This is a genomic window from Staphylococcus lloydii, from assembly GCF_015775975.1.
Lineage (GTDB): Bacteria > Bacillota > Bacilli > Staphylococcales > Staphylococcaceae > Staphylococcus > Staphylococcus lloydii.
Window position 1 is genome coordinate 1,510,171 of the sequence record NZ_CP064056.1, and the last position, 26,493, is coordinate 1,536,663.

26 protein-coding genes are annotated in these 26,493 nt (G+C 32.0%); 6 read left to right on the forward strand and 20 right to left on the reverse strand.

Going from position 1 to position 26,493, the window contains the following annotated elements; all coding sequences use genetic code 11:
- Positions 1-30: 30 nt before the first annotated feature.
- Positions 31-1,668, reverse strand: coding sequence for a BCCT family transporter (locus tag ISP08_RS07385; RefSeq protein WP_229294062.1), 1,638 nt, complete (start codon positions 1,666-1,668; stop codon positions 31-33).
- 225 nt (positions 1,669-1,893) lie between these two features.
- On the opposite strand from ISP08_RS07385, the gene mscL reads away from it, so the two are divergent.
- Positions 1,894-2,250 (forward strand): large conductance mechanosensitive channel protein MscL, encoded by a 357-nt coding sequence (gene mscL / locus ISP08_RS07390; protein ID WP_048793932.1) that lies wholly within the window; start codon positions 1,894-1,896, stop codon positions 2,248-2,250.
- Positions 2,251-2,344: 94 nt separating this feature from the next.
- Here mscL and sbcC read toward each other — a convergent pair whose 3' ends face one another.
- The 9 genes from sbcC to sosA form a co-directional block, all read right to left on the reverse strand.
- A complete protein-coding gene (gene sbcC, locus ISP08_RS07395; protein WP_195718202.1) occupies positions 2,345-5,374 on the reverse strand; it encodes an exonuclease subunit SbcC in 3,030 nt (1,009 codons plus the stop codon).
- A complete protein-coding gene (sbcD, locus tag ISP08_RS07400) occupies positions 5,375-6,505 on the reverse strand; it encodes an exonuclease subunit SbcD (RefSeq protein WP_195718203.1) in 1,131 nt (376 codons plus the stop codon).
- A gap of 110 nt (positions 6,506-6,615) precedes the next feature.
- Entirely contained in the window at positions 6,616-7,083 is a 468-nt protein-coding gene (locus tag ISP08_RS07405) for a CcdC family protein (RefSeq protein ID WP_195718204.1), read from the reverse strand.
- Positions 7,084-7,285: 202 nt separating this feature from the next.
- On the reverse strand, positions 7,286-7,459 hold the full coding sequence (locus ISP08_RS07410) for a hypothetical protein (protein WP_170066446.1): 174 nt from the start codon (positions 7,457-7,459) through the stop codon (positions 7,286-7,288).
- A gap of 216 nt (positions 7,460-7,675) precedes the next feature.
- Complete coding sequence (locus ISP08_RS07415) at positions 7,676-8,353, reverse strand: hypothetical protein (RefSeq protein WP_195718205.1); 678 nt, start codon at positions 8,351-8,353, stop codon at positions 7,676-7,678.
- A 139-nt stretch (positions 8,354-8,492) separates the two neighbouring features.
- Positions 8,493-8,732 (reverse strand): YneF family protein, encoded by a 240-nt coding sequence (locus ISP08_RS07420; protein WP_048793989.1) that lies wholly within the window; start codon positions 8,730-8,732, stop codon positions 8,493-8,495.
- Between the two features lie 216 nt (positions 8,733-8,948).
- A complete protein-coding gene (tkt, locus tag ISP08_RS07425; RefSeq protein ID WP_048793990.1) occupies positions 8,949-10,937 on the reverse strand; it encodes a transketolase in 1,989 nt (662 codons plus the stop codon).
- Between the two features lie 78 nt (positions 10,938-11,015).
- Positions 11,016-11,273, reverse strand: coding sequence for a DUF896 domain-containing protein (locus tag ISP08_RS07430; protein WP_048793991.1), 258 nt, complete (start codon positions 11,271-11,273; stop codon positions 11,016-11,018).
- Positions 11,274-11,375: 102 nt separating this feature from the next.
- Positions 11,376-11,621 (reverse strand): DNA damage-induced cell division inhibitor SosA, encoded by a 246-nt coding sequence (gene sosA, locus ISP08_RS07435; protein ID WP_195718206.1) that lies wholly within the window; start codon positions 11,619-11,621, stop codon positions 11,376-11,378.
- A 141-nt stretch (positions 11,622-11,762) separates the two neighbouring features.
- Here sosA and lexA point away from each other — a divergent pair, with 141 nt between their 5' ends.
- Positions 11,763-12,386, forward strand: a complete 624-nt coding sequence (gene lexA / locus ISP08_RS07440; protein ID WP_195718207.1) for a transcriptional repressor LexA — start codon at positions 11,763-11,765, stop codon at positions 12,384-12,386.
- A gap of 205 nt (positions 12,387-12,591) precedes the next feature.
- Here lexA and ISP08_RS07445 read toward each other — a convergent pair whose 3' ends face one another.
- The 3 genes from ISP08_RS07445 to rpsN form a co-directional block, all read right to left on the reverse strand.
- Positions 12,592-13,614: a CAP domain-containing protein gene (locus ISP08_RS07445; RefSeq protein WP_195718208.1), complete on the reverse strand. Its 1,023-nt coding sequence runs from the start codon at positions 13,612-13,614 to the stop codon at positions 12,592-12,594.
- A gap of 10 nt (positions 13,615-13,624) precedes the next feature.
- Entirely contained in the window at positions 13,625-14,602 is a 978-nt protein-coding gene (guaC, locus tag ISP08_RS07450) for a GMP reductase (protein WP_195718209.1), read from the reverse strand.
- 189 nt (positions 14,603-14,791) lie between these two features.
- Positions 14,792-15,061, reverse strand: coding sequence for a 30S ribosomal protein S14 (rpsN, locus tag ISP08_RS07455; RefSeq protein ID WP_195718210.1), 270 nt, complete (start codon positions 15,059-15,061; stop codon positions 14,792-14,794).
- Positions 15,062-15,269: 208 nt separating this feature from the next.
- On the opposite strand from rpsN, the gene rpmG reads away from it, so the two are divergent.
- Positions 15,270-15,419 (forward strand): 50S ribosomal protein L33, encoded by a 150-nt coding sequence (gene rpmG, locus ISP08_RS07460; RefSeq protein WP_195718211.1) that lies wholly within the window; start codon positions 15,270-15,272, stop codon positions 15,417-15,419.
- A 312-nt stretch (positions 15,420-15,731) separates the two neighbouring features.
- On the opposite strand, the gene ISP08_RS07465 is transcribed toward rpmG, so the two are convergent.
- The gene (locus ISP08_RS07465) at positions 15,732-17,219 is read right to left on the reverse strand and encodes a catalase (protein ID WP_048793997.1); all 1,488 of its coding nucleotides are present in this window, start codon (positions 17,217-17,219) and stop codon (positions 15,732-15,734) included.
- A 218-nt stretch (positions 17,220-17,437) separates the two neighbouring features.
- Here ISP08_RS07465 and ISP08_RS07470 point away from each other — a divergent pair, with 218 nt between their 5' ends.
- Complete coding sequence (locus ISP08_RS07470) at positions 17,438-18,877, forward strand: amino acid permease (protein WP_195718212.1); 1,440 nt, start codon at positions 17,438-17,440, stop codon at positions 18,875-18,877.
- Positions 18,878-19,014: 137 nt separating this feature from the next.
- Positions 19,015-19,329, forward strand: coding sequence for a hypothetical protein (locus ISP08_RS07475; protein WP_195718213.1), 315 nt, complete (start codon positions 19,015-19,017; stop codon positions 19,327-19,329).
- Between the two features lie 110 nt (positions 19,330-19,439).
- Here the strand turns inward: ISP08_RS07475 and ISP08_RS07480 are convergent, their stop codons facing one another.
- Genes ISP08_RS07480 through ISP08_RS07495 form a run of 4 tightly spaced genes read right to left on the reverse strand, consistent with a single transcriptional unit; the run spans position 19,440 to position 23,558 of the window.
- Entirely contained in the window at positions 19,440-20,243 is an 804-nt protein-coding gene (locus tag ISP08_RS07480) for a Cof-type HAD-IIB family hydrolase (RefSeq protein WP_195718214.1), read from the reverse strand.
- A gap of 45 nt (positions 20,244-20,288) precedes the next feature.
- Complete coding sequence (gene thrB, locus ISP08_RS07485) at positions 20,289-21,209, reverse strand: homoserine kinase (RefSeq protein WP_048794001.1); 921 nt, start codon at positions 21,207-21,209, stop codon at positions 20,289-20,291.
- Between the two features lies 1 nt (position 21,210).
- Complete coding sequence (gene thrC, locus ISP08_RS07490) at positions 21,211-22,272, reverse strand: threonine synthase (protein WP_048794245.1); 1,062 nt, start codon at positions 22,270-22,272, stop codon at positions 21,211-21,213.
- 5 nt (positions 22,273-22,277) lie between these two features.
- Positions 22,278-23,558: a homoserine dehydrogenase gene (locus ISP08_RS07495; RefSeq protein WP_048794002.1), complete on the reverse strand. Its 1,281-nt coding sequence runs from the start codon at positions 23,556-23,558 to the stop codon at positions 22,278-22,280.
- 188 nt (positions 23,559-23,746) lie between these two features.
- Between ISP08_RS07495 and ISP08_RS07500 the strand changes: the two genes are divergently transcribed.
- Entirely contained in the window at positions 23,747-25,114 is a 1,368-nt protein-coding gene (locus tag ISP08_RS07500; protein WP_048794003.1) for an aspartate kinase, read from the forward strand.
- 64 nt (positions 25,115-25,178) lie between these two features.
- Here the strand turns inward: ISP08_RS07500 and ISP08_RS07505 are convergent, their stop codons facing one another.
- Entirely contained in the window at positions 25,179-25,769 is a 591-nt protein-coding gene (locus tag ISP08_RS07505) for a hypothetical protein (protein WP_229294064.1), read from the reverse strand.
- Positions 25,770-25,874: 105 nt separating this feature from the next.
- Positions 25,875-26,333: a sugar phosphate isomerase family gene (locus ISP08_RS07510; RefSeq protein ID WP_195718215.1), complete on the reverse strand. Its 459-nt coding sequence runs from the start codon at positions 26,331-26,333 to the stop codon at positions 25,875-25,877.
- Between the last annotated feature and the right edge of the window lie 160 nt (positions 26,334-26,493).

Sequence of the window (26,493 nt, forward strand, 5' to 3'; positions counted from 1 at the left end):
TGGGAATATGATTATTCCCAGTCAAAAAATTTATTTTTCTTCAGAATTTCTATACGCTTCTCTACGTTCGATAATATCATCTTCATATTCTTCGCTTTGTAGTTCTACGTAATCTCTCATTCTGTGTTTATTAGGTGTTAAAGTTAAACCTAAGAATTTACGTTCGTTGTTTGCGTCTTTGTAGAATGAAATCATCATCATTATAACGACAAACGAGAACGGTAATGCACTAATAATGGCGGCACTTTGTATTGCATTAAGCGCTTCTGCACCATTACCTCCACCTGCAAATAATAATATGAATGCAATTAGAGATTGTGAAATACCCCAAGTTACTTTAACTACGTTAGTTGGTTCTAATGAACCATATGAAGTTTGCATACCTAATACGAATGTTGCTGAATCGGCTGATGTAATAAAGAATGAACCGATTAATACTAACGCAATAATAGATAATACAATACCTATTGGTAAGTGATTAAACACACCAAATAATTGCGTTTCAGCAGACATTTTAAATAATTCAGGATGTTTTTTACCTGTTTCAATACCAAGTACACCAAAGACACTGAACCAAATGAAACTTACGATAGCTGGTACTAAGAGTACGCCACCGATGAATTCACGGATTGAGCGGCCTTTTGATACACGTGCGATAAAGATACCTACGAATGGGCTCCAACTTAACCACCAACCCCAATAGTAAAGTGTCCATTGAGACATCCATTCACGTTTTTGTGGGTTTTGAGCGGCAGTATCAAATGTATTAAGTAAGAATGAATTTAACAAGTTACCTACTGAACTTGTCATCATGTTTAAAATTAATACAGTTGGACCAAGAATAAGTACGATTACCATTAGAATTAAACCTAAACTAATATTTAAGTTACTTAAATATTGGATACCTTTACTAATTCCTGACCATGCACTCATGATAAATAAGATTGTAACAATAACGATAATTATTGCTTGAACCCAAACATTATTTGGAACACCAAATAAATAATTAAGTCCACCGTTGATTTGTAGTGCACCCATACCTAATGAAACGGCAACACCGACTACAGTAGCAAATACTGCTAAAACGTCGATAATTGTACCTATTGGGCCTTCTACTTTGTCCCCTAATAGTGGACGTAATGTTCTAGAAATTAACCCAGGTTCACCTTTTCTAAACTGTGCATATGCTAATGCAAGTGCAACCACACCATAAATTGCCCATGCGTGGAAGCCCCAGTGGAAGAATGTTGAACGTAAAGCTTCAGTATATGCGGCTTTCGTTTCAGGGTTAGCTGATGGTGGCGCTGCAAAGTCTGCCATTGGTTCAGCTGCACCATAGAACACTAAACCAATTCCCATGCCGGCACTAAATAGCATTGCGAACCAAGAGATAGTATTAAACTCCGGTTTATCGTTCGGTTTCCCTAATTTCAATTTCCCAATCGGGCTAAAGATTAAGAAAATACAGAAAAAGACTATAATGGTAGTTAAAATAAGATAATACCAACCTAGCTTATCTGTAATCCACAGTTTAATAGTATTGGTTACATTCCCAAATTGCGCCGGGAAAATAGCGCCGATAAGTACTACTATTGCGACAATAATAGCACTATAAATAAAGACGGGAGAACGTTTATTACCACTACTAAGTTGCTCAGAAGATTTCATAATTATTAACTCCCTTCTAATTAAATTGTATTAAGTTTAAATCTTCATAATAATATAAATGAAGCGCCATGTATTAGAATATCAAAAGTGTAAATAATAATCAAATTACCTTAAAGTAGCATTTAATTTTGTCTTTTTATATTATTTACTGAAATTATATTGTCTTGCTTAATAATTTGTAATACAATAATTTTAACAAATTTATTTAAAAGAGAGGTAATATGTATGTTAAGAGAATTTAAAGAGTTCGCCTTAAAAGGTAACGTACTCGACTTAGCCGTTGCAGTAGTAATGGGGGCAGCTTTCAACAAAATTATCACTGCATTAGTTTCATACATTATCATGCCATTAATTGGTTTGATCTTTGGTACAGTTGATTTTGCTAAAAGCTGGTCATTCATGGGTATTCAATACGGTATGTTCATTCAATCAATCATTGACTTCTTAATCATTGCATTCGCATTATTCGTATTCGTGAAAATTGCTAATACATTAATGAAAAAAGAAGAAGAAGAGGAAGAACTTGAAGAAAACACTGTATTACTTACTGAAATTAGAGATTTATTACGTGAAAAAAATTAATTCTTTAAGTTTTAATTAACATTTTCTTTTAAAAAAGAGCGCTGAATATTAATTCAGCGCTCTTTTTTGTTTGATTGGCAATTTCAAACATGATTTATTGTTGTTTGAATTGCGTAGAACTTTGATATTGGTCAGTCTTCACTTCTAAAATTAACGGAATACGTTGTTTTAATTCACTCACATGTGAAATAATACCAACCATTCTTCCTGAAGATTTTAAGCTAAGTAAGGTATCTAATGCAGTTTCTAATGTTTCTTGATCTAACGTCCCAAACCCTTCATCAATAAACATCGATTCCAGTACAATACCTCCTGCTTCTTGTTGTACTACTTCACTTAACCCTAATGCTAATGCTAAAGATGCTTGGAACGATTCTCCTCCAGACAATGAGGTAATATGTCGTGCTTGATTGGCATATGCATCATACACATCAATCTCCAACCCACTATAGCCTTTAGAAACTTGGGTCCTTCTTTTTAATTGATATCGTTGACTCGTCATCATAGATAGACGCTGGTTAGCTTGAGCTAAAATGCGTTCTAAATAATAAATCAACACAAAATTCTCTAACGTTAATTTTTGAGGGTTTTTACCAGATACTACTTCAGCTAACTGGAAAACCTCTTGTTGCGTTTTCAATTCATTATTTAAAGTATGTACAATCGTCTTGATGTCAGCTATCTTTTGCTTATTAACTTTCACTTTATAACTGTGTTGATTCACTTCTGTAGTAATTTCATTAAGTTCATCTTGTTGATTTGTTAACTGTTGTCTTAACGCATCAAGATCACTCACTTCTTTATTACGTGTATTTGATTCTAATTCTTTGATCAACGTTTCTGCGGCTTGTTTATTTTTATCATGGTTGTGAATTTGTTGCTCTATATCAGCTTTTGTGTCTACTTTCGCTATCGCTTGTTCAACCTCTTCCATGTCATTAAAACCGATACGTGACATTTCATTATTTATTTTTAATTCTAATTCTGACAACTCTCTATCTAGCTCACTTGCCTGTTCTGTAAGATATTTATGACTATTTTCTTCTATTGAATATTGATTATTATTATTAGTAATTTGTTGTTCTATGGACTCTATTTGTTTATCATATGCAGCTATGTTGTTATGCTTATTTTCAAAATCTTTACGGAAATCCTCTGTATTTTCAAAAGTCGTTGTATGCTCAAAATCGTTAATAAAAATCTCGTTTTGCTTAATAGCAGATTGTTGCGACTTTATATCAATTTCTAACTTATGGATATAGTCTATTAATTTTTGATACTGTTCATTCAATTTATTGACATCGTCTATTTGATTTTTCAATTCTTTTCTCTTTTGTTGTTGTTCATATAGTTGCGCTTCAATTTGAGAAATATCTTCAATATTTATATCTTGTGTACTAAAACTTTGTTGTTGTTCATTTAGTTGGTCTAATACAGTTTCGAGTTGGACTTGCTGTGTTTTATAATGTTGAATTTGTTCATCTAATTGAGTTAACTGCTGTTGTTTTTCAAGTATAGCGTCAAAATTAATATGCTGTTGTAAATCATCTACTTCATGACCACAAATAGGACAAGTATCACCTATTGTCAAAACTGATTGTAGTTGCGCAATCATTTCTTCTTTATTGTTTAATTGTAATTGCCCTTTATCGATATTCTCATATTCGGAAGTTAACAGTGCTAATTGTTCTTTAGCTTCTCTCAATGATTCTTTGTTAGTGGCTATTTTGATCGTTAAATTATCATATTTATTTTTATTTTCCTGCTTAACTTTATTCTCATTTACTTGATTATCCAACTTATAAATCTTACTATCTAAGGCTTCTAAATTTTCATAGCTAGGTTTATCGCCTGTTAATTGTTCTTTTAAATTAGATTGATGCGTACGTTCTTTATCTAAAAGTTCATTTGCTTTTTCAAGCTGCCCTTTTAATTTTGAATGATCATCATAAGCTTGGTGATATTTAGCTATGTTTTGATAAAACGAACGCGTTTTATCAACAAACTTGCGCTCAGTCTCAATTGTATCTTTTGATTTTTGTACATCTGCTAACTGTTCTTTTAAAGTAGTATTTTTTTGTGCTAATTCATCTTTTTTTGATGTTACTTGCGTCATTTTCGTATCATTTTGCTGTTGTTTGGCTATCAATGACTTCTTACTATCTATAAAAGTAGCTAAAGTTTTAACTTCATTAATTTCATTTAATGTATTACGTAATTCATTGATATGTTCATCTTCTTGAGACAGTGATTTTAATATATTACGTTGGTCTTCTAATTTTTTCAGATTTTCTTGCAGTTGTTCATTTTGCTCTAACTTCTGTTGAGTATTTTGTACTTTGTTGGCAATAAGTTGTTGTTGTTCTTCTAATTTAAGTTGTAATGCATCACCTTTGTTTTCAAACTCAGGTAATACATCAATAAGTTTATCCGTCTGCCTTACATTCATTTCTTTTATTTCCATAAGATAATTGTCATCATAACTATTTAAATCTGCCCAGTAGTTATCTAACTGAGCATAATTTTTTTCGATATTTGTTCTTATTTCTTTAACGTCATCAGCTAACAGTTTTTGAATTTCTTCAAATCTTTCACTATCAAATAAAGTTCTTAAAATTTCTTGCTTGTCTTTACTATTCGATAGTAAAAATCTCTTGAATTCACCTTGTGGTAATATAAATAATTGTCGAAATTGTTCAGCATTAACACCTAATAATGACCTTAATAATTGATTACCTGCATTGATTTTACTTTCTCTTAATTCATAGTTCCCATTGATATGTTCATAAACCTCTAAACTACCACTGGTTTTGGAAGTGTTGCCCTCTTTAAAATAAGCACCTTTTCTTTCCACATAAAAATGCTCAGCGCCTAATTTGAATTCAAACTCGACAATCATAGGTTGTTTATTATCCGCAAAATGGCTTCTCAAATCACCTTCTTTACGATCTTTCGTAGAGGCTTCTCCAAATAATGCATATACTATGGCATCAAAAATCATTGTTTTACCAGAACCTGTTTTACCACTAATTAAAAATAGTTCATTATTTTCAACGCGAGTAAAATCAATATATTCATCTAAAAAAGGTCCGAAATTTTTTAGTTTTAAGGCAATTGGACGCATTTAATTGTTGCCTCCTTCAGTCAATTTATTAAGAATAGTTGTAATTTTATTTCTTTGGGTCATCGTTAATTCAGTACTCGTAATATCTTCATAAAAATTATTAATAATTGTATTATCATCAAGTTGTTCAATAGCTTCACGTTGTTCTAAATACGTATTCTCGAAATCAAAAGACATATTAGTGAGTGCCAACGTATTGGGATAGATTTGCTTTAAGTGCATCATTGGGTCGGTAACGTGTGACATATTTTTCAATTTAAAATGCAAATAATTTTCTTTATTTTTAATACTGATTTTTTCTTGTATTGCGTCTTCATAATCACCTTCTACCACTTCTAATTCACGTAACGGTTTTAATGGTATGAAAGTGTTTTTAATACTATCATTTTCAACAATAACTCTACGGTATCCTTTAGGCTGAGACACTTCAGAAAAAGAGTATTGTAACAATGAACCACTATAGCTAATATAATCAGAATCTATACTAAATGGATGGTGGAGATGACCTAACATCACGTGATTAAAGTCTTTAAATGAAGCTCTATCAACCGATTCTACAGTTCCAATTGTTAAAGGTCTTTCAGACTCAGAACGTTTACCACCCTGAACGGTCATATGTCCGATTAACATGTTCATTGCGTTATGATCCATCTCTTTAGACATGTGTGCTAGACATAAATCTGTAGCCTGTTGATGTGTTTCGACTGTATCATGTTGAAAGAAATGTTGTACTTCACTGACTGTCGCAAATGGCAAGGTATAAAAATTAATATGATCAATCGTTATTGGTGAAATCATACAATCTAATTGTGTTCTAATATAGACATTCGATTTTTCAAACCATCTCGCCCCATAATTCAAACGTTCTTTGCCATCGTGATTGCCACTTGTAATAATTAAAGGTATGTTCAATGATAAATTTAATTCATCAATTGTGCGTTCTAATAATTGAATCGCGTCTTTACTAGGATAACTCGTATCGTAAACATCCCCTGCTATAACGATGACATCGGGCTGTTCTTCTTTCATTGCAGTAATAAATTGCTCTAAAATATATGCTTGATCTTTGAGTAATGACTTACCATTAAGCATGCGTCCTAAATGCCAATCTGCAGTATGTATAATTTTCATTGCTTCACCCCATATAACAGAACGCACGTTCTGTGTATTCTTTCATATTTTATCATATTGGTTAAAAAATGAAAAATACCGTCTATCCTAATTGATAGACGGTTTGAAAGTTAATTTATGATTTGTTTTTTTACTTTTTTATATTTATACAACATTGCTATTCTCCAAGGCACTATCATACAAAATGCGAGTAGGAAAAACATACCTGCTAATTCTCCAGGATCAATTCTATTGCTAATAAAGATTTTTATTAATGTTCTAATTAATAATAATGAAATTAAAATGACTGGAAAGGCTTTAGAACGTTTCATATATATTTCGCTTCCTTTTACTTCAAATCTTGAAGTCCATATTAATACCGTTGAAAATAAAACGCCTAATATTAAACATTCGAGCATTTCCATACCTGACAATCGAAAGTAAGGAACTACATACATTAACGCACCAGTTGCCATAAAAAATGGTGGTAAAATGATTTTCTTTTCGTTAACTGGAAAGTTTTGAGCCTTCATTCTTACGATTATTACGACGACGCCCATTAGAAAGGCAAATAATATCGAAAACACTAAATACGCCAAAATTACACCTTCTTTAATAGTCTACAGCTTATATTCACAAACGATATTATAACACTATATATTCAAATAACCAGTAATTCTAATTCAAAATAGTCTTATTTAAGTGATATACATAAAATTGCCATATTTTATTAATTATCAGTACAGCGTTATTCGCAAAAAAATAAGCCTTTTACAAGGCTTATTATATATTTCTAAACTATTACATTGTGGCTGCTGAATTCATGTTATTAAGTGTTTGTCTAAGATAATTCATGTCATGAGTTTGAATCGCTTTATTGAATTCTTTGAACTCAACGTCATTACTAAAGTTAATATGAGCACATGATAAACGATCCAAAACTTCCTTATCTTCCATATCAAAAGCATCTTTCATAAATTATTAGCCTCCCTTTATGTGAATGATTATATAACACATTGGGAAACCATTCAAATATTTTTCTGAAAAATCAAACAATTTAAGATTTGTATAAGTTTACTAATCGTTGTTGTGACTATCGATAAGAGAACTTTAAATTTTTTTGAAAAAATTTAATAATCATAGCAATTTTCATTATTGAAAATGTAATTTAGCTGGTTTTGTTATGAGTTATTATCCTAGACTGCTTATCTTCAATTCACCATCAACAATTTCAATCAACTCTTTGTCAGTTTCTACCGTAATGGGTAATATTTTAGCTAACTTATCTGAAAACAACCATCTTCTATCGGCTTTTGTTAATAATAAATAATTAGATTCATTATTGTTAAATATAAAATTCAAACTATCTTCATCAATGTAATTAGCAATATTACTATAATTATATTTTTTCAAAGTACGCATTGAATGCTCTAAATCATCAATGACTAATCCTATTTCACTGATCCCTAAAATTTCTTGAACAGCAAAATAATTGGCCTGCGTTTTGTTTCGATGTTCATTTCTCGCCATAAATTCCACTATATTTTGTGCTGGATCATAAAAATACACTGATTTAGCATCAAAGCCACTAAAGTAAATTTCATCTTGCCCTTCTTCTGTTAATAATTCAACACGTTGACTTAACCAACCTTTAATTTCAGCAAACATTTCTGGAGGTATATCAAATGCAAAGTGATAATAAGGATTTGTTAGTGTGTCACTATATACAAAAGTTAAGTCACTATATCCTGCTGATATTGAAAAATAGTCATGTTCATCTTTTATTAAATCAAAACCTAAATCATCGACATAAAAAGCCTTCACTTCTGCTATCTTATTTGTATAAATTAGTATTTTATTTAATTTCAAAACAAATACCTCCCACACTTATCTTTAAGTAATATGTGTCTTCACTTTAACACTTATTATATTTAAATTCTCGAATATATCATTATACAAAAAACTGGTCCTTACCTTTTTAAGTAAGAACCAGTTTAAAAATGACATATTATTTAGATTTTTTCATATTAGAATCCATATTTTTATTCATCATTGTCATCATTTGATTAATTTTCTTTTGAGATGGTTTTTGACCCATTTGCATCATCATCATACGTAACATTTCTTCATTAATTGGTGGGTTCTTTTTGAAGTAATCCATCATATACTTTCTCGCTAGGAAGAAGCCACCTACTAAACCTATGATTAGTGCTATTACGATTAAAATAACTGCTAACCAAATTGCCATTGTTTCACCCACTTTCCTATCCTTATGCATTTTACTAAAATATATATTTTATTTCAAGGAAGTTTTGCCTCAAATATATTCAACCTTAAGTATTATATCAATTTTAATTTAGATTTGTAAACATACATGAGTTTAAGTATTAGCAATTTACTATTAAAAAAAAGACATAAGAGACGCGCTCTTATGTCTTTAATAATTTTAATTATAAGAGATTAATTAAAATGTTTGGATTTGATTTAAAATATTTTCTTTAGTGAAGCCATATTTTTCAACTACTAAATCACCAGGGGCACTAGCACCAAATGTGTCGATACCGATAACTTTGCCTTCAGTACCTACATATTTATGCCATCCTAATGATGAAGCCATTTCGATAGCTACACGTTTAGTAATTGATGATGGAATAACTGATTCTTTATATTCAGCTGATTGTTGATCGAATGCGTGCCAGTTTGGCATAGATACAACACGTACGCCTTTACCTTGTGCATCTAAATCTTTAGCAGCATCTACAGCTAAGTTAACTTCTGAGCCAGTTGCTAATAATAAGAATTCCGCGTCTTTTTCAGACTCATATACAACATAAGCACCTTTACGAACGCCTTCTTCAACTACTTCTTTAGGTAAATCTAAAGTAGTTAAGTTTTGACGAGTTAATACTAATGATGTTGGTGTTTTTTCAGATTCTAATGCTACTTCCCAAGCTACACGAGTTTCGTTACCATCAGCTGGACGAATAACGTTCATATTAGGAATAGCACGTAATCCTGCTAATTGTTCAACAGGTTCGTGTGTTGGACCATCTTCCCCAACTGCAATTGAGTCATGAGTGAAAATAAACGTTGAGTTAAGACCCATAATTGCTGATAATCTTAACGCTGGTTTTAAGTAGTCACTAAATACGAAGAAAGTTGCACCATAAGGATGTAAACCGCCGTGTGCAGCCATACCATTAACGGCAGCTCCCATTGCAAATTCACGTACACCAAACCAAATGTTTTTACCTTCTGGAGTTGTAGCATTAAAGTCATCAGAATCTTTAACGTTTGATTTGTTTGAACCAGCTAAATCGGCTGAACCACCAAAGAATGAAGGGACAGTTTTACTAACTGCTTGGATAACTTCGCCAGAGTCAGCACGAGATGCGCCACTGTGACCTGCTTCAAATTCAGGTAAAGCATCACGATAATTTTCTGGTAATTTACCGCTAATAGCTAATTTAAACTCTTCGCCTAATTCAGGATATTTTGAAGCATATTCTTCAACTAATTTGTTCCATGCTTCTTCATTTTCATTTGCGCGTTTTAACATGTTTTCTTGGAAGATTTCGTAAACTTCTTCTGGAACATTAAAACGTTTTTCTGGATCTAAACCATAATTTTTAAGCGCAAGGTTTCTTTCGTCTTCACCTAAAGGAGCACCATGGACACCATGTGTACCTTCTTTATTTGGTGCACCAAAACCGATAACTGTTTTAACTTCGATCATTGTTGGTGCATCTTGACCTTTAGCTTTTTCGATTGCTTTATCGATAGCATTTAAATCATTACCATCTTTAACTAAGATGTGGTTCCAACCATATGATTCAAAACGTTTTTTAACGTCTTCAGAGAAAGCTTTATTTAAATCACCATCAAGTGAAATATCATTTGAATCATATAAAACGATTAATTTGTCTAATTTATTATGACCAGCAAATGATGCTGCTTCGTGAGAAATACCTTCCATTAAATCACCATCTGAAGCAATTACATAAGTGTAATGGTCAACAACTTTAGCATCTTCTTTATTGAATTTACCTGCTAAATGTTTTTCAGCTAAAGCTAAACCAACTGACATAGCTAAACCTTGTCCTAGTGGACCAGTAGTTACTTCAACGCCATCAGTGTGTCTAAATTCTGGATGACCTGGTGTTTTAGAACCCCATTGTCTAAATTGTTTTAATTCTTCAAGTTCTAAGCTTCCTGATACATGTAATAAACTGTAAAGTAAAGCAGAACCATGACCTGCAGATAATACAAAACGGTCTCTGTTAAAGTAATCTTTTGATTGGGGATTGAAATTCAAGTGGCGAGTCCATAAAGTATACGCCATTGGTGCTGCGCCCATAGGTAAACCTGGGTGCCCTGAGTTTGCTTGTTCAACAGCATCGATACTCAAAGCTCTAATAGTATCAACAGCTAATTGGTCTTTTTTATTAAACATCTAAACGACTTCCTTTCTTAAGTAGCATAACACAACTACTATTATAACTTATTTATCTATTAATTTAAAAAAATAAGATTAGTTTTTGTTATTATCTTGTTCAGTTTCATTTTTTTTATCTAATTTCTGTTTAACTTTATCCGGCGTAACATCATTACCCTCTGGATCAATCACTCTTGTGTTTTCAATTTGTTGTTTGAAACCTTTTCTAAAAGATTGCAAATAGGCTTCTCTAAGCTTTGATTGTTCTTTCGCTTCAGCTTCAGTCAAGCCAGATTCTTTTTTCTTTTTTGCTAATTCATTAATTCTATCAATATCAACTTCTTTATTACTCATAGCAATACCTCCATGCTTTGTTACTCTTAACAAATAGTATCAAAAAAGTGAACGAAACTAAATGTTTTCGCTCACTTTACCATATCTATCTATATAAGGTTGTTATCGAATTATTGCAATCGTTTGGTTCGGTGTATGTTCGTCATTTTCGTCGCTATTTTCATTGGCTTTTACTTCATTTGCTAATGTATCCTTTGATTGATTTGTTATTTTATGGTCCGTCATTTCGTACGTTTGTTCTGATTTATTGTTAAAATCTACTGATAGCAAAAAGATTGTACATAGTATCATAGTGGCTAAAAGTACGATTAAATAAGTTTTATATTGGTTTATATATTGTTTAGTCATTTTCTTCACTCCTAGAACGTTTGTTTGTATTAATAATTTATCAGAACGCTTGTTCTATGTCAACATAAAAACGAACAAATGTTTGTAAAAGGTTACAACACATGCTATAATTAAGACAAATTAATTTAGGGAGTGCCTATTATGAGAGAATTAACTAAACGTCAAACAGAAATTTTCGATTATATTAAGCAAATCGTTCAATCTAAAGGATATCCACCTAGTGTTCGTGAAATAGGAGAAGCCGTAGGTCTTGCTTCGAGCTCAACAGTCCATGGACATTTATCAAGATTAGAAGAAAAAGGTTACATTCGTCGTGATCCTACAAAGCCACGTGCTATAGAAATTGTTTCTGAATTATTAGGTGAATCTGTTAATACTGAAGAAACGATACATGTGCCTGTCATTGGTAAAGTAACTGCTGGTATTCCTATTACTGCAGTTGAAAATGTCGAAGAATATTTCCCTTTACCAGAACATTTCACATCAACACATAATAGCGATATCTTTATACTAAACGTTGTCGGAGATAGTATGATTGAAGCTGGTATTTTAGATGGAGATAAAGTTATCGTCAGAAGTCAAACTATTGCCGAAAATGGAGATATTATTGTAGCTATGACAGAAGAAAATGAAGCTACAGTCAAAAGATTCTATAAAGAAAAAACACGTTATAGACTGCAACCAGAAAATAGTACAATGGATCCTATATATTTAGAACAAGTAACAGTGCTTGGTAAAGTTGTTGGTTTATTTAGAGAAATGTAATTTACACTAGACACTCTCATAAAATTAAATATCTTGTTATCTAAACAATAAAAATAAGCGATTGTGCATATGCGCAATCGCTTATTTCTTTTCTAAGACGTCTTTAATTCTTTCTAATATATCGTCTTTGTTCTTTTGTTTTTTAGCTTTCATAAGCATCTCATCCTTACTAAATAAAGATACCCTGAAAAAATTTTGATAAACCTTAATTTGTATAATTTTCAGTCCAATAAGGTTGATTATCAGAATTGAATGCTACACCAACACCTAGTTTATTGTAAGTTGTGCGCAAAATATTTTTTCTATGACCGAGTGAATTCATTAATCCTTCATGAGCGTATATACTATCAACTTGACCATAGGCTAAATTCTCACCAGCTGCATTGAAATCGATATTATCTGACTTAAGTCTATCGAATGGGGAGTTACCATTTAAATCCGTATGATCAAAATAGTCATGCTTTGCCATATCCTTACTATGTTTTCGTGCAGTATTAGATATTGCAGCATTATAAGTTAAAGTTGATAAGTTGTGTTGCACGCGTTCAGCATTAACAAGATCAAAATTTTGTAGTTCGAAACTCTTTTGTAAATCATCAGATGGCGCACCATATTGACTACGCAAACGATTTTCCATTTGATTACTTACCAATAAAATCGATGTTAAATTATTGTTGTTGTGTTTGTCATAAAATGCTGTTGTATAAATATTATGTTTTTTAAAGGTATCATATTCTTTATTATCAATTTCGTATCGTACGTTACCTTTACGTTTCTCAGTAATAGGTTTACCCAAACGTTGACGCACTACATTTTTAGGAGAACCATATTTTATCTGAGATTGTGATGATATTAAGTTTTGGTTAGTATACAAACCATTAACTTTATTATCAATGTAACTTACCATAACAAAATCATGATAGTCTTTTGTATGATAACTATACCATTTAGTACCGTATTCGTTCGTTGTTATCCTTTGTGCTTTACCTAATTTACTTTCAACCTGTGATTTCGTCATATTCATTTGAATATTATTTAACGCAAATTCTTGTTCGCTTGGAACTTTCAATACATTATTAGCAGTATTGTCATTATTTGTCCAAGCATCAATTTTAGTTCTAGCTTGTTGTTGGACATGCATCATAAAGTCAGGTTCTTTAATAGGTAAAACAATTATTAACCCTAGAAATAAAACAATATAAAATAATAGTTTTCGGATGTTCAACACCTACTAAAATTTAGTCTTTATCACCGTTGAAAATAGAGTTACGTACTATTACATAATCTACCTTTCTTAATGAAGTTAAATCGTTGCCGCCAGCATATGAAATTGAACTTTGTAAATCTTGTTGCATTTCTACTAAAGTATCTTTTAAAGACCCTTTATGTTCAACAAACATTTTTTTACCCTCGACGTTTTTATGTTCACCTTTTTGGAATTCAGAAGCACTACCAAAGTATTCTTTGTATAATTTACCTTCTAATTCAACTGTTTCACCAGGTGATTCTTCGTGGGCAGCAAATAATGAGCCGATCATTACCATAGACGCTCCAAAACGCATAGATTTCGCAATATCACCATTCGTTCTTATACCACCATCAGCAATAATTGGTTTACGCGCTGCTTTACTGCAATGATTTAATGCTGATAATTGCCAGCCACCAGTACCGAAACCTGTTTTAATTTTTGTAATACAAACACGACCAGGTCCAATACCAACTTTAGTAGCATCTGCACCAGCATTTTCTAACTCACGTACGCCTTCTGGAGTACCAACATTACCAGCAATAACAAATGTATCAGGTATATGTTTTTTAATATGTTTAATCATATTAATAACTGAATCAGAGTGTCCATGAGCTATATCAATTGTAATGTACTCTGGAATTGCGTTTTCTGCTTTAAGTTGTTCAACAAATCCAAACTCACGTTCTTTAACTCCTACTGAAATTGACGCAAATAAACCTTGTTCCTGCATTTTGTTAATAAATGGAATACGCGCTTCTTCATCAAAACGGTGCATGATGTAGAAATAATCGTTTTGAGCGAACCATTCAGCTAATGATTCATTCATTACAGTTTGCATATTAGCAGGAACTACAGGCAACTTGAAAGATTTTGGCCCAAATTTTATTGTAGTATCACATTCTGACCTACTATTCACGATACATTTATTCGGTATAAGTTGGATATCTTCATAATCAAAAATTTTCATAATACATAAACCCCTAACATTTTTATTAAAACAACTATTTAATGGTAAGTTTTTTCGCACATTAATGAACAAAATCGTAGTTTCAACTATTAAAAACAACGATTTTTACGAACAATCAATGTTGCTTTCTAGTACCAATAGATAATATACATTGTTTTATATTAAATGTAAACGGACTTTAGTACGAATTTACCAACTAGATTTTTTAACACCAGGAATTTGGCCTTTGTGTGCGTGTTCACGAAAAGCAATTCTAGACATTTCGAATTTTCTCAACACGCCTCTAGGTCGTCCTGTAACTTTACAACGACGTGTTAATCTCGTTGGCGAAGCATCTCGAGGTAATTTGCGTAAAGCTTCATAATCACCTTTCGCTTTCAATTCTTTTCGTAATTCATAATATTTATTAACGAGCGCTTCTCGCTTTTGCTCTTTTGCGATTTTAGATTTTTTTGCCATAATAATTTTCTCCTTTCAAATCGTAATCGTTACGTTTTAATATTATCATATAATTTATATTTCGCAACAATAAAATTTCATTCTACGTATTATGATTTGGATGAATTGATTTATTTCAAAATTTATCATTGAATTATTGCGCTTAATATTACCTTATGATAAAATTTTAAATCGTAAACATTACTAATTAGAGAAAGGATGTTATATTTTGCGCGTAAACATAACTTTAGCTTGCACTGAATGCGGCGATCGTAACTATATAACTACAAAAAACAAGCGTACTAATCCTGAAAGAATTGAATTGAAAAAATTCTGCCCAAGATTAAACAAATATACGTTACATCGCGAAACGAAGTAAAAGCATTAATTTAATCTTATCTTTTTTAATACGACAAAAATCACCACACATGTGGTGATTTTTATTTTTACTAAACAAAATCTTCTATATTATAGAAGAAAAAATACATTTGAGTAATTAAAAACTTCAATTGTAACCACAAGTGAATTGCCACTTAGCATAATAGTGGCTAACTTTGAATCACATTCAATATAAGCATAACGACAGTATCATAAGTTACTAAATAGTAAGAGAGCTAACCCGTAATGGATTAACTCTCTTACTTTTATTATGGGCTTTTACGCCGCAAAGTCTTTAACTATTTTCTTTTTATTAATCAGCAACTTGTAGATCTACGTCATTAATATCAATACCTAACGCTTTTGCTACACCTTTACCATAGTTTTCGTCTGCTTTATAACAATGACGAATATGTCTATGTTGAACTTCTAATGTAGTGCCTTGCATTTCATTTGCTGTATTTTCAAAGATACGTTCTTGCTGTTCTTTAGATTGTAATCTAAATAATTTACCTGGTTGTTCAAAGTAATTGTCATCATCTTGTCTAAAGTCGTATTCATATGCTTCGCCTTCTACTTCAAGACCTGGTTTTTTATATTCAGGTTGGCTTTCAAATGCCCCTTCACTATTAGGGTAATAATGTGGTCCGCCACCTTGGTTATTATCTAAAATTCTCATTTGACCATCTCTACTAAATGGACAAATATTTTCTACTCCTACGCCTTTAGGTTGGTTAACTGGTATTTGCCAATGGTTAACACCTAATCTATAACGTTGAGCGTCACCATATGAGAAAATACGACCTTGTAACATTTTGTCAGGAGAGAAATCAAGTCCTGGTACTATATTCGTTGGCGCGAATGCTGCTTGCTCTACGTCTTGGAAATAGTTATCAGGATTGCGATTTAATTCAAATTCTCCTACTTCAATTAAAGGATAATCTCCTTTATACCATACTTTTGTTAAATCAAACGGATTATCTTTATGGTTACGTGCTTGTTCCTCAGTCATTACTTGGATATACATTTTCCATTTTGGATAATCTTTATTTTCAATTGCTTCAAATAAATCACGTTGTGATGATTCTCTATCATGAGCAATCGTTTGAGCAGCTTCATCTGGTTGTAGGTTTTCAATGCCTTGTTGAGTTCTATGATGGAATTTAACCCATACACGTTCACCTTTATCATTATACATTGAATAAGTATGTGAACCGAAACCATGCATATTACGGAAACCTTTTGGAATACCTCTGTCAGTCATTAAAATCGTTACTTGGTGTAACGCTTCTGGTAATGACGTCCAAAAATCCCAGTTATTTTGTGCACTTCGCATATTTGTTCGTGGATCTCTTTTAACCGCATGGTTTAAACTTGCGAATAATTTAGGATCTCTAAAGAAGAATACTGGTGTGTTATTACCAACTAAATCCCAGTTCCCTTCATCTGTATAGAATTTTAATGCGAAACCTCTAATATCGCGTTCTGCGTCGGCAGCGCCTCGTTCACCTGCTACTGTAGAAAAACGAGCAAACATTTCTGTTTGTTTACCTACTTCTGAAAAGATACTTGCACATGTATATTTTGTTATATCATTTGTAACAGTAAAAGTACCAAATGCACCTGAACCTTTAGCGTGCATACGTCTTTCTGGTATTACTTCTCTATCAAAATGAGCCATTTGTTCTAAAAAGTACCAATCTTGCATTAATAATGGACCTCTAGGGCCAGCTGTTAATGAATTTTCTCTATCTGATACTGGAGTTCCAAAAAGACCTGTTAATTTTTTATTATTAGCCATATGTATTCCCCCTCTTTTTAGATAATAATAATTATTATCTACAACTTATTTTAATCTATACCCACTTTTTAATCAAGAAAACCAAAATTATATCAAATTAAAATCAGATTTTTCAGAAAAAAATATTCTTTATTGCTTTAAAGTTATAAAAAAGTAATTGCTAATAGCCTCCAAAACAATTACAATAGTCTGTAAATAAATAAATTAGGAGACTAATTATGGCACAAAATAAATTAAGTCGTGGCCTTAGTTCAAGGCATATTTCAATGATAGCTATTGGCGGTGCAATTGGGACTGGCCTGTTTGTAGCAACAGGAAGTGTCGTCTCTCAAGCTGGCCCAGGTGGCGCCATACTAGCTTATTTAATTATAGGGATAATGTTATATTTCTTAATGTCATCTATCGGAGAGTTAGCTACTATCTATCCTGTTTCAGGATCTTTTAGTTCATATTCAGCTCGTTTTGTTGATAGTTCATTAGGGTTTACAGTGGGATGGTTATATTGGGTTATTTGGGTAATGGTTGCTAGTGTTGATATTATCATTGCTTCAAGTGTTTTAAGCTACTGGGAAGTTTTTCACTTCTTCTCATCCGTGACGTGGAGCATTATCTTTTTAGTGATTTTATTTTTACTAAACATATTTTCAGTTAAAGCTTTTGGAGAAGCAGAATTTTGGTTATCACTGATAAAAGTACTAACGATTATTATATTTATCATTGTTGGAGTCTTAACAATTGTAGGTATTTTAGGAGGTAAAACTTATGGTTTGTCTAACTACTCCGTTGGCGAAGCACCATTTGTCGGTGGTATATCAGGATTTCTAGGCGTACTATTAATTGCAGGTTTCTCTGTAGGTGGTACGGAAGTTGTTGCAGTTACTGCAGGTGAGTCCGATAATCCACATCGCTCTATGCCTAAAGCAATCAAACAAGTATTTTGGAGAATATTATTATTCTACGTATTATCTATAGCAGTGATTGCAGCAATTATTCCTTATACAGATCCACTACTATTAAATAAGAGTGAGTCTGCCAACCAAAGTCCATTCACAATCGTGTTTGACCGCGTTGGTATTGCTTTTGCTGCTTCTGTGATTAATGCTGTAATATTAACGTCGTTATTATCTGCAGCTAACTCTGGTCTTTATACTTCAAGTCGTATGTTATTCGCGATGGGTCAAGATAAACAAGCACCTAAATTTTTATCAAGTTTAAATAAAGGGACAAAATTACCGGTACCCGCTATATTAACAACATTTGTTATTGTTTTTGCGATTATCATGCTAGCTCAAATACAATCCAATATTGTATTTACACTACTAAATATAATCGGTTCCCTAGTCATTTTCGTTTGGGCCTCTAGTATTTTAGCTCAAGTTAGACTAAGGAAAGCAATTAAAAAACAAAATAAAGATCCCGATGAAGTATTACCGTACAAAGCACCATTTTATCCTGTTGGACCAATTATTGTAATCGTAGCTTTACTATTCTTGTTTTTAGGTAACACAATTGGCGCTTTATTAGCTGGTGATATTGCAAGTTTATTAAGAAATATCATCCCAGTTATTATATTGATTATCGTATACTTAGTTCATAAGTTGATGTTTAAAACTAAAGTTGTAAAATTAGAAAATATCGATTTAACAAATAAATATTAAGCATATTTTTAATGAGGCATACAAATTCACTTGTGTGCCTCTTTTATTTAACGTCAATTTAATTTTATATTATTTTAAGTTACCCAAATATATAGTATAATCAAATTAATTATATAGGTATTATGAGGTGGAAAATTATGGTTGGACAAACAAACTTATTTGATGATGTTATGAAACCAGAAGAACGTTTTGTTATCGTAGTTCAAGCATTAGAAAACTTAAACGATAAATTAATCAAGCGTACGTTAAGAGAATATAGTAGTTTAACGCACGATCAGATGGAAAGTTTATTCGAACATTTAAAAGATTTATTTTTAGAAGAAGCGTTTACTGAAAATCAATCCGCCTTTTCTATTACTGTCTACACTAACTTAGATTATGCGGCGGACCAAGTATATGCTCATGTTAAAAGACATAGAGGCAAACATGAATGGACACATACAGCAAAATAAACCATACAGATCGAAACTTAAACATCTCTAAATAATAAAAGAGCTAATCCGTGATGGATTAGCTCTTTTATTTTGAGTATAGGTATTTATGATCCATACTCTTTTTTTATTTATAGTAGCGATTTTAAAGCATAAGGAATGCCATTTTCAGCATTACTTAAAGTTACTTCATCTGCGATAGATTTTACTTGATCATTCGCGTTATCCATTGCATATGCACGACCTACTATTTCAAGCATAGAGATGTCGTTAGGGCTGTCACCAAAAGCTACAACTTGAGAAAGCTCAATATTTAATTTTTCACACAATAAAGTGACTGCGTTCCCTTTAGACACACCTGTGGCCATAAATTCAAGAAAGTAAGGTTTACTCGTAGTTACATCTATATCTTCATTAAAATAGCCATTTAACGAATCTAATGCCTTAACAATATTAGGTACATAGTCTACACCCATGACTTTTGGAACATCTTCTTGAATATATGTTTTAATGTCATCTACTTTTCGCATTGGTAAACCCGTTAATTCGGATTCAATATTCATATATTCGTGTTCGCCTTCATAAATGATATGCCCATCTTTATAAGTTAAAATGAAGAATTCATTTCTACGACAATAATCTACAATTAAATCAAAGTTTTCTTTAGATACTGGTCTATTTACTTCTACTTCTTCAGATGCAACATTTATCGTTTTTCCACCATTATAACTAATAACATAACTTTGGTGTTTGTCTAGATTTAATAAACGTGCAGTGGGTAACATCCCTTCAGTCGGTCTACCAGAAGCTAAGACAACTTTATATCCCTCTTCTTGAATACGAATTAAGTAATCTTTCGTTTCTTCACTTACTTCATTCTCATGATTCATAAGAGTATCGTCCATATCCATAACAATTAATTTATAATTTCCCATTTGGTTATTGCTCCTTTCACCTTCTTAACACTATCATACACTACTTTAATGTTTTTGGTATACCTCTTCGGCAATAACTCCGGATTCATTAATTGATAACAATTCTGACTTACAGTCTTCAAATTGTTTTTTTAATGTTCTAACGAGTTGGCCACTTTTATCACGACTAATTAAAGTCATAATTGTGGGCCCAGCACCACTTATAACTGTTGCATAAGCTTGATGCGTTTTAGCTATAGCTTTAACTTCTTCAAATTCGGGGATTAAAAATTGTCTAAATGGTTCATGAAAACCATCTTGTTCCATCATTTTCCCAGCTAACTCGTAGTTGTGTTGAATTAATGCACTTATCATCGTATTACTGATTGCACTATTTTGTACTGCCTTTTTATAAGAAAATGTATCAGGTAAAACATTTCTAGAATCTTCTGTTTTTAATTTATAGGGTGGAATCGTTACTATGACATCCACTTTGGGTGTATCTATATAAGAAACTTCCGTCACATTAGAGTCGGCGTTATAATAACCTAATACTAAGCCACCGTATATCGTGGGTGCTACATTATCTGGATGACCTTCAAATTCTGTAGCTAATTGCAATAATTCATATTTAGATAATTCAATGTCACCAAAGTAGTTCGCTATGTATAATGCACCTACTAAGGCAGATGCAGATGACCCCAAACCTCTTGCTAATGGAATTTCACTTCTCATTTCTACGTCCAAATTAGGTAAAGTCACATTATATTTACTAGCTACTTGCTGTGCAATTTGATAAATATAGTGCGTTTCATCGGTTGGTAAATCGTCGACATTAGGTCCAATATGATGAAAGCGCCAATGCGGTTGATTATTTATTTTAACTTCTAAATATAAAAATTTATTTAAAGCCATACCAATAGAGTCAAAACCGACACCTAAATTAGCTGTAGATGCCGGGACTTTTAAAGTTAGCACATGTTCCATATTAAAGTGCTCCTTTAATATACTTTAATATGCTTTCTCTATCATTTGGTAATGGTTGTATTGGATCATCCAATAATGAAATAGCAGTATCTGGGTCTTTTAAACCGTTACCAGTTAGCACAGCTACTACTTTTTTACCTTTAGGCAATTTATTCGCTCTATGCAATTTAATTAAACCAGCGATTGAAGCATTACTTGCCGGTTCACTAAAAATACCTTCTTTTGTTGCCATTAATTTATACGCCTCTAAAATCTCTTCATCTGTAACACTATCGATTAGGCCATTCGATTCATTAATTGCATTTGTAGCCTTTTCCCAACTTGCTGGATTACCAATACGAATAGCAGTTGCTACAGTGTCGGGATTTTTCACAACTTTATTTTGAACGATTGGTGACGCACCTTCCGCTTGGAAACCATACATATTAGGCAATTGTGTATCTAATTGATCATGAAATTCTTTGAAACCTTTCCAATAAGCAGTAATATTACCCGCATTACCTACAGGAATAGCCAAAATATCTGGTGCTACACCATCTAATTGATGTACTACTTCGAAAGCACCTGTTTTTTGGCCTTCAATTCTATATGGGTTCACAGAGTTTACAAGTTCGATATCACCATTTTCAGCCACTTCTTTAACAATCTCTAATGCTTCATCGAAATTACCTTCGATTGATACGATTTCTGCACCATACATTACTGCTTGTGATAATTTACCTAAAGCTATTTTTCCTTCAGGAATAACGACGATAGCTTTTAATCCTGCTCTAGCAGCATAGGCAGCTGCTGATGCAGACGTATTACCAGTAGAAGCACAAATAACTATTTTTTTGCCTTCTTCTTTTGCTTTAGTCATTGCCATGACCATGCCTCTATCTTTAAATGAACCAGTAGGATTTGCACCTTCATATTTAACATATAACTCAATATCTAACATTTTTGATAAGTTTTCACAGTGTACAAGTGGTGTTTGACCCTCGTTTAATGTGATTTTTGGAGTGTTTTCATTTACAGGTAAATACGATTTAAACTCTTCAACTAAACCTTGCCATCTTTTCATCATAATTAAACTCCTTCTACTGGGTATACTTTATTAACATTAAATCCTGCATTCGCTATTAAGTGTTCAGGTGACTGATCAATGCCCAATACTACAACACTTACTGTTTCTTCGTTTCTTTGCTGAACGTCTAAACTTTTATGCAGTGGTAACACTTGTTTAATATCAGCTTTTATTTTATTTAAATCTTGGTTATTTCCATCTATTACTAGATAGAAATTTGATTTTTCTTTAATTGTGACAGTATCTTCATCATCCATCATTTCTTTAGTTTCATCAGTTTTCAATTCAAAATGAGGTGGTAACGTATGCAAATCATATTCAAATTGCAATGCAACATTTAATAAATCACTTACTACTGCACTACCAGTTGCTAAACTGCCTGCCCCTTTACCATAGAACATTGTTTCGCCAACTGCGTCACCAATAACATAAATCGCATTATATTCGTCTTCAACAGCAGACAATTGATGTGCTTTACTAATTAAAGTTGGTGCTACAGATGCATTCACTTTGCCTTGTTCATAAGTCCCTTTACCGACTAGTTTAATTTTGTAACCTAAATCATCAGCAACTTGAATATCTTCTAAAGTAACGTCACTAATCCCTTTACGTTTAACGTCGGTCAAGTTAATAACTTGGTTGAATGATAAATAAGACGTGATAACAACTTTTCTCGCTGCATCAATACCTTCAACGTCATCTGTAGGATCTGCTTCAGCAAACCCTAAACGCTGTGCTTCATCTAATGCATCTTCAAAAGATGTTTGTTCACGTGTCATTTTGCTAAGTATAAAGTTAGACGTACCATTTAAAATTCCCATAAATTTACTAATGTTGTTGGCATTTAATCCATTATTGATAGCGTTAACGATTGGAATGCCACCAGCGACACTAGCTTCATATTTCAATGCTACGCTATTGCTTTGCGCTAAATCTTCTAGAACGTTTAAATGCACTGCAAGTAAGTCTTTATTAGCAGTAATAACATGTTTCTTTTGACTTAATGCACTCTTCAACCAGTCAACCGTCGGCTCAATGCCTCCCATAACTTCTACCACTATATCAATTGAATCATCTTCTAAAATATCATTTACATCTTCAGTTAAATGGTATTTGCTAACGTTTAGCGGTCTTTTCTTAGAAATATCATTTACTAAAATATGCTTTATATTGATTTCCTTGTGAATTGTTTCGATAATTTGTTGCCTATTCTCTTCAATAATTTTTACAACACCTGATCCTACAGTGCCTAGACCAAGTAATGCTACATTCAATTCCTTCATAATTTCATTCCTCCGTTGTTCATCTAAAAAATACAATTGTACACTTGAAAAATACTAGAATATGATATAGTATAAATTCATTCCCAAAATTTGTAAAGTTTGCTAGTTTTGAATTATATTAATATCCTATCATTGTTGAAAACAAAACTAAACAAAATTTTCTGATTTTTTTGAAAGGTTGTAAAATTATGAAAGTAGCTAAATTCGGTGGAAGTTCTGTATCAAATGCAGAACAGATAAAAAAAGTATTGAAGATTGTTAATTCTGACCCTGAAAGAAAGATAACAATTGTTTCTGCACCAGGTAAGAGACATCAGTCAGATATTAAAACGACTGATTTATTAATTAGGTTATATGAGAAAGCAATTGCTAAATTGAACTATACTGCTAAAAAAGAAGAAATCGTACAACGTTATGCAGATATTGTGCATGAACTTAACATGGATGACCATATTTTGAAATCCATTGACGAAACGTTAGAACGCTATATTACTACATTGAAAAATAAACCGCCGCGTTTACTAGATGCGCTTCTTTCTTGTGGCGAAGATTTTAATGCTCAAATTATTGCTGAATATAACAATAGTCAAGGCATCCCAACTCGTTATGTGTCACCTGGAGAAGCAGGTATTACGGTAAGTGATTTGCCTCAAAACGCACAAATTCTAGATCACTCTTATGAAGAATTATATAACTTACGCAATTATAAGGAAAAATTAATCATTCCCGGCTTTTTTGGTATATCGAGACAAAATTATGTTGTAACATTCCCTAGAGGCGGCTCAGACATTACTGGTGCCATAGTAGCTAGAGGAGTAAGAGCTGATTTATACGAAAACTTCACAGACGTATCTGGTATTTTCAGAGCTAACCCGGTTATTGTTAAACAACCGCAAGTTATCGATGAAATTACTTATCGAGAAATGCGAGAATTATCTTATGCAGGATTTGGGGTTTTTCACGATGAGGCTTTACAACCATTACATAAAGACCGCATCCCAGTATTAATTAAAAATACGAATAGACCGCATGAATTAGGTACATATATTCGTCATGACAGAGAAATTAATACAAATAACGTCGTAAGTGGTATTAGTTGTGATAAAGGCTTCACAGTTATTAATATCAAGAAATATTTAATGAACAGACAAGTAGGTTTTACTCGTAAAGTTTTAGGTGTCCTAGAAGATTATAATATTTCATTTGACCACATGCCTTCTGGTATCGACAGTATAAGTATTATAATGCGCTCTAAAGAAATTGAGCACAAAGAAGAACAAGTATTAAATGATATTCGTAAACATTGTGACGTAGATGAATTAGGAGTTGAACATGATTTAGCTATTTTGATGATTGTTGGAGAAGGTATGCATCGTATTGTTGGTACCGCTAGTCGCATAACGCATGCTTTAGCTGAAGCTAACATCAACTTAAAAATGATGAACCAAGGTGCTTCAGAAATATCAATCATGTTTGGTATTGATGTCGAAGATGCTGAAAAAGCAGTTAAAGCAACTTATGAATATTGTTATAACGGTAAATGTATCGTCACATAACACACAAAAATCCTTTAAATCTTAGTATAAAACGCATCATTTATACTTGTTGATTTAAAGGATTTTATATTACATTTTTTTCGGAAATAAGCGCTTGATTAATGCGTTCATCTCCAACAACTAATCTCAAGATAACAAACTGATAATAACTTAATGCGTCGATAACATTACGGTAATTAGGTAATTGATGATAATCGATTGGATCTAGCAATTCATACATTAGTACAATTTCTGGTTTAATGTAATCTACATCCCACTTAATTGAATGAAAATATATGTGTTTTTCAGGCAAGCGAATATTATTATCTAAACGAAACATCCAGTCATCATTTTTTACATCATAGACGATTACAGTCATTATCATCGTGTCACCATCATATATATTAGCATGTGTAAGCGACTTAAAATTAATTTTAGTAAAGTCTGTACTTTCATGTTGATCATCATATAATTTAATTGTATATCCTTCAGGTATATATTTAATAACTTCAGAAAAATAAGTACGTTGTACACTTATATCTATTTTTTTATTTAAGTCAAAAGCATCATGTAAAAAGAGTTGCTTAGCTATTTCTCCATTAAATTTAAAATAATTACCTACATTATCAATTAATTTGTAAACGACAGTTTCTACGTTCTTAAATTCTCTGCTCAAATGAATGTCACCTCCTGAAGTAAGCGTTTTCAATAATCTTATTATATAAGTTGTACTGTGTTTTTTCAATTGTTATAGCAAAATTACTACTAGATTTGTAGGAATTTATGACAATTCTCCAACTTTATAATATTGTTCTTTATCAAAAGAAGTAATAATTTCAGGATAATTCATTAAATAAATAGTATCTGCGCTATTAAACAACGTATGTTGTATTTGCGCTACTTCCTCATAAGTTTGAAAAAGTGCTTTGTTCATTTGATAAGGTGCAGATAGATAATATTGCTTGATTTTATATTTTTTAAATGTATCACATACAGTTTCACCAATTACTACATGAAAAGTGCTATTAACCTGTCCTGTAGGTATAATAATATTAAAATTAGTATTTTTAGCTGCATAGTGGATGATATCCGTTGAATAACTAACAACCGATATCTTTTTGTTATTATTGTTTAAAGTATCTATGATTCTGTATGATACAGGATCATTATCAAATGCAATAATATCATTCTCTGCTATAGCAGCTATTTTTTCTTGTAATACTTTGTCAGATGCACGCACTTGATTTCCCCCATTAGTCTAACTTTTTAATACATTTAGCATAATTCAATTAATGAACTAAGTTCAACTACAAAAGACATATTATCGAAAATAATACTGTTTTTAATAATAAATTGTGGAATATTTAACTTTTTACTAAATTTTTTCCATTGACCGTTTA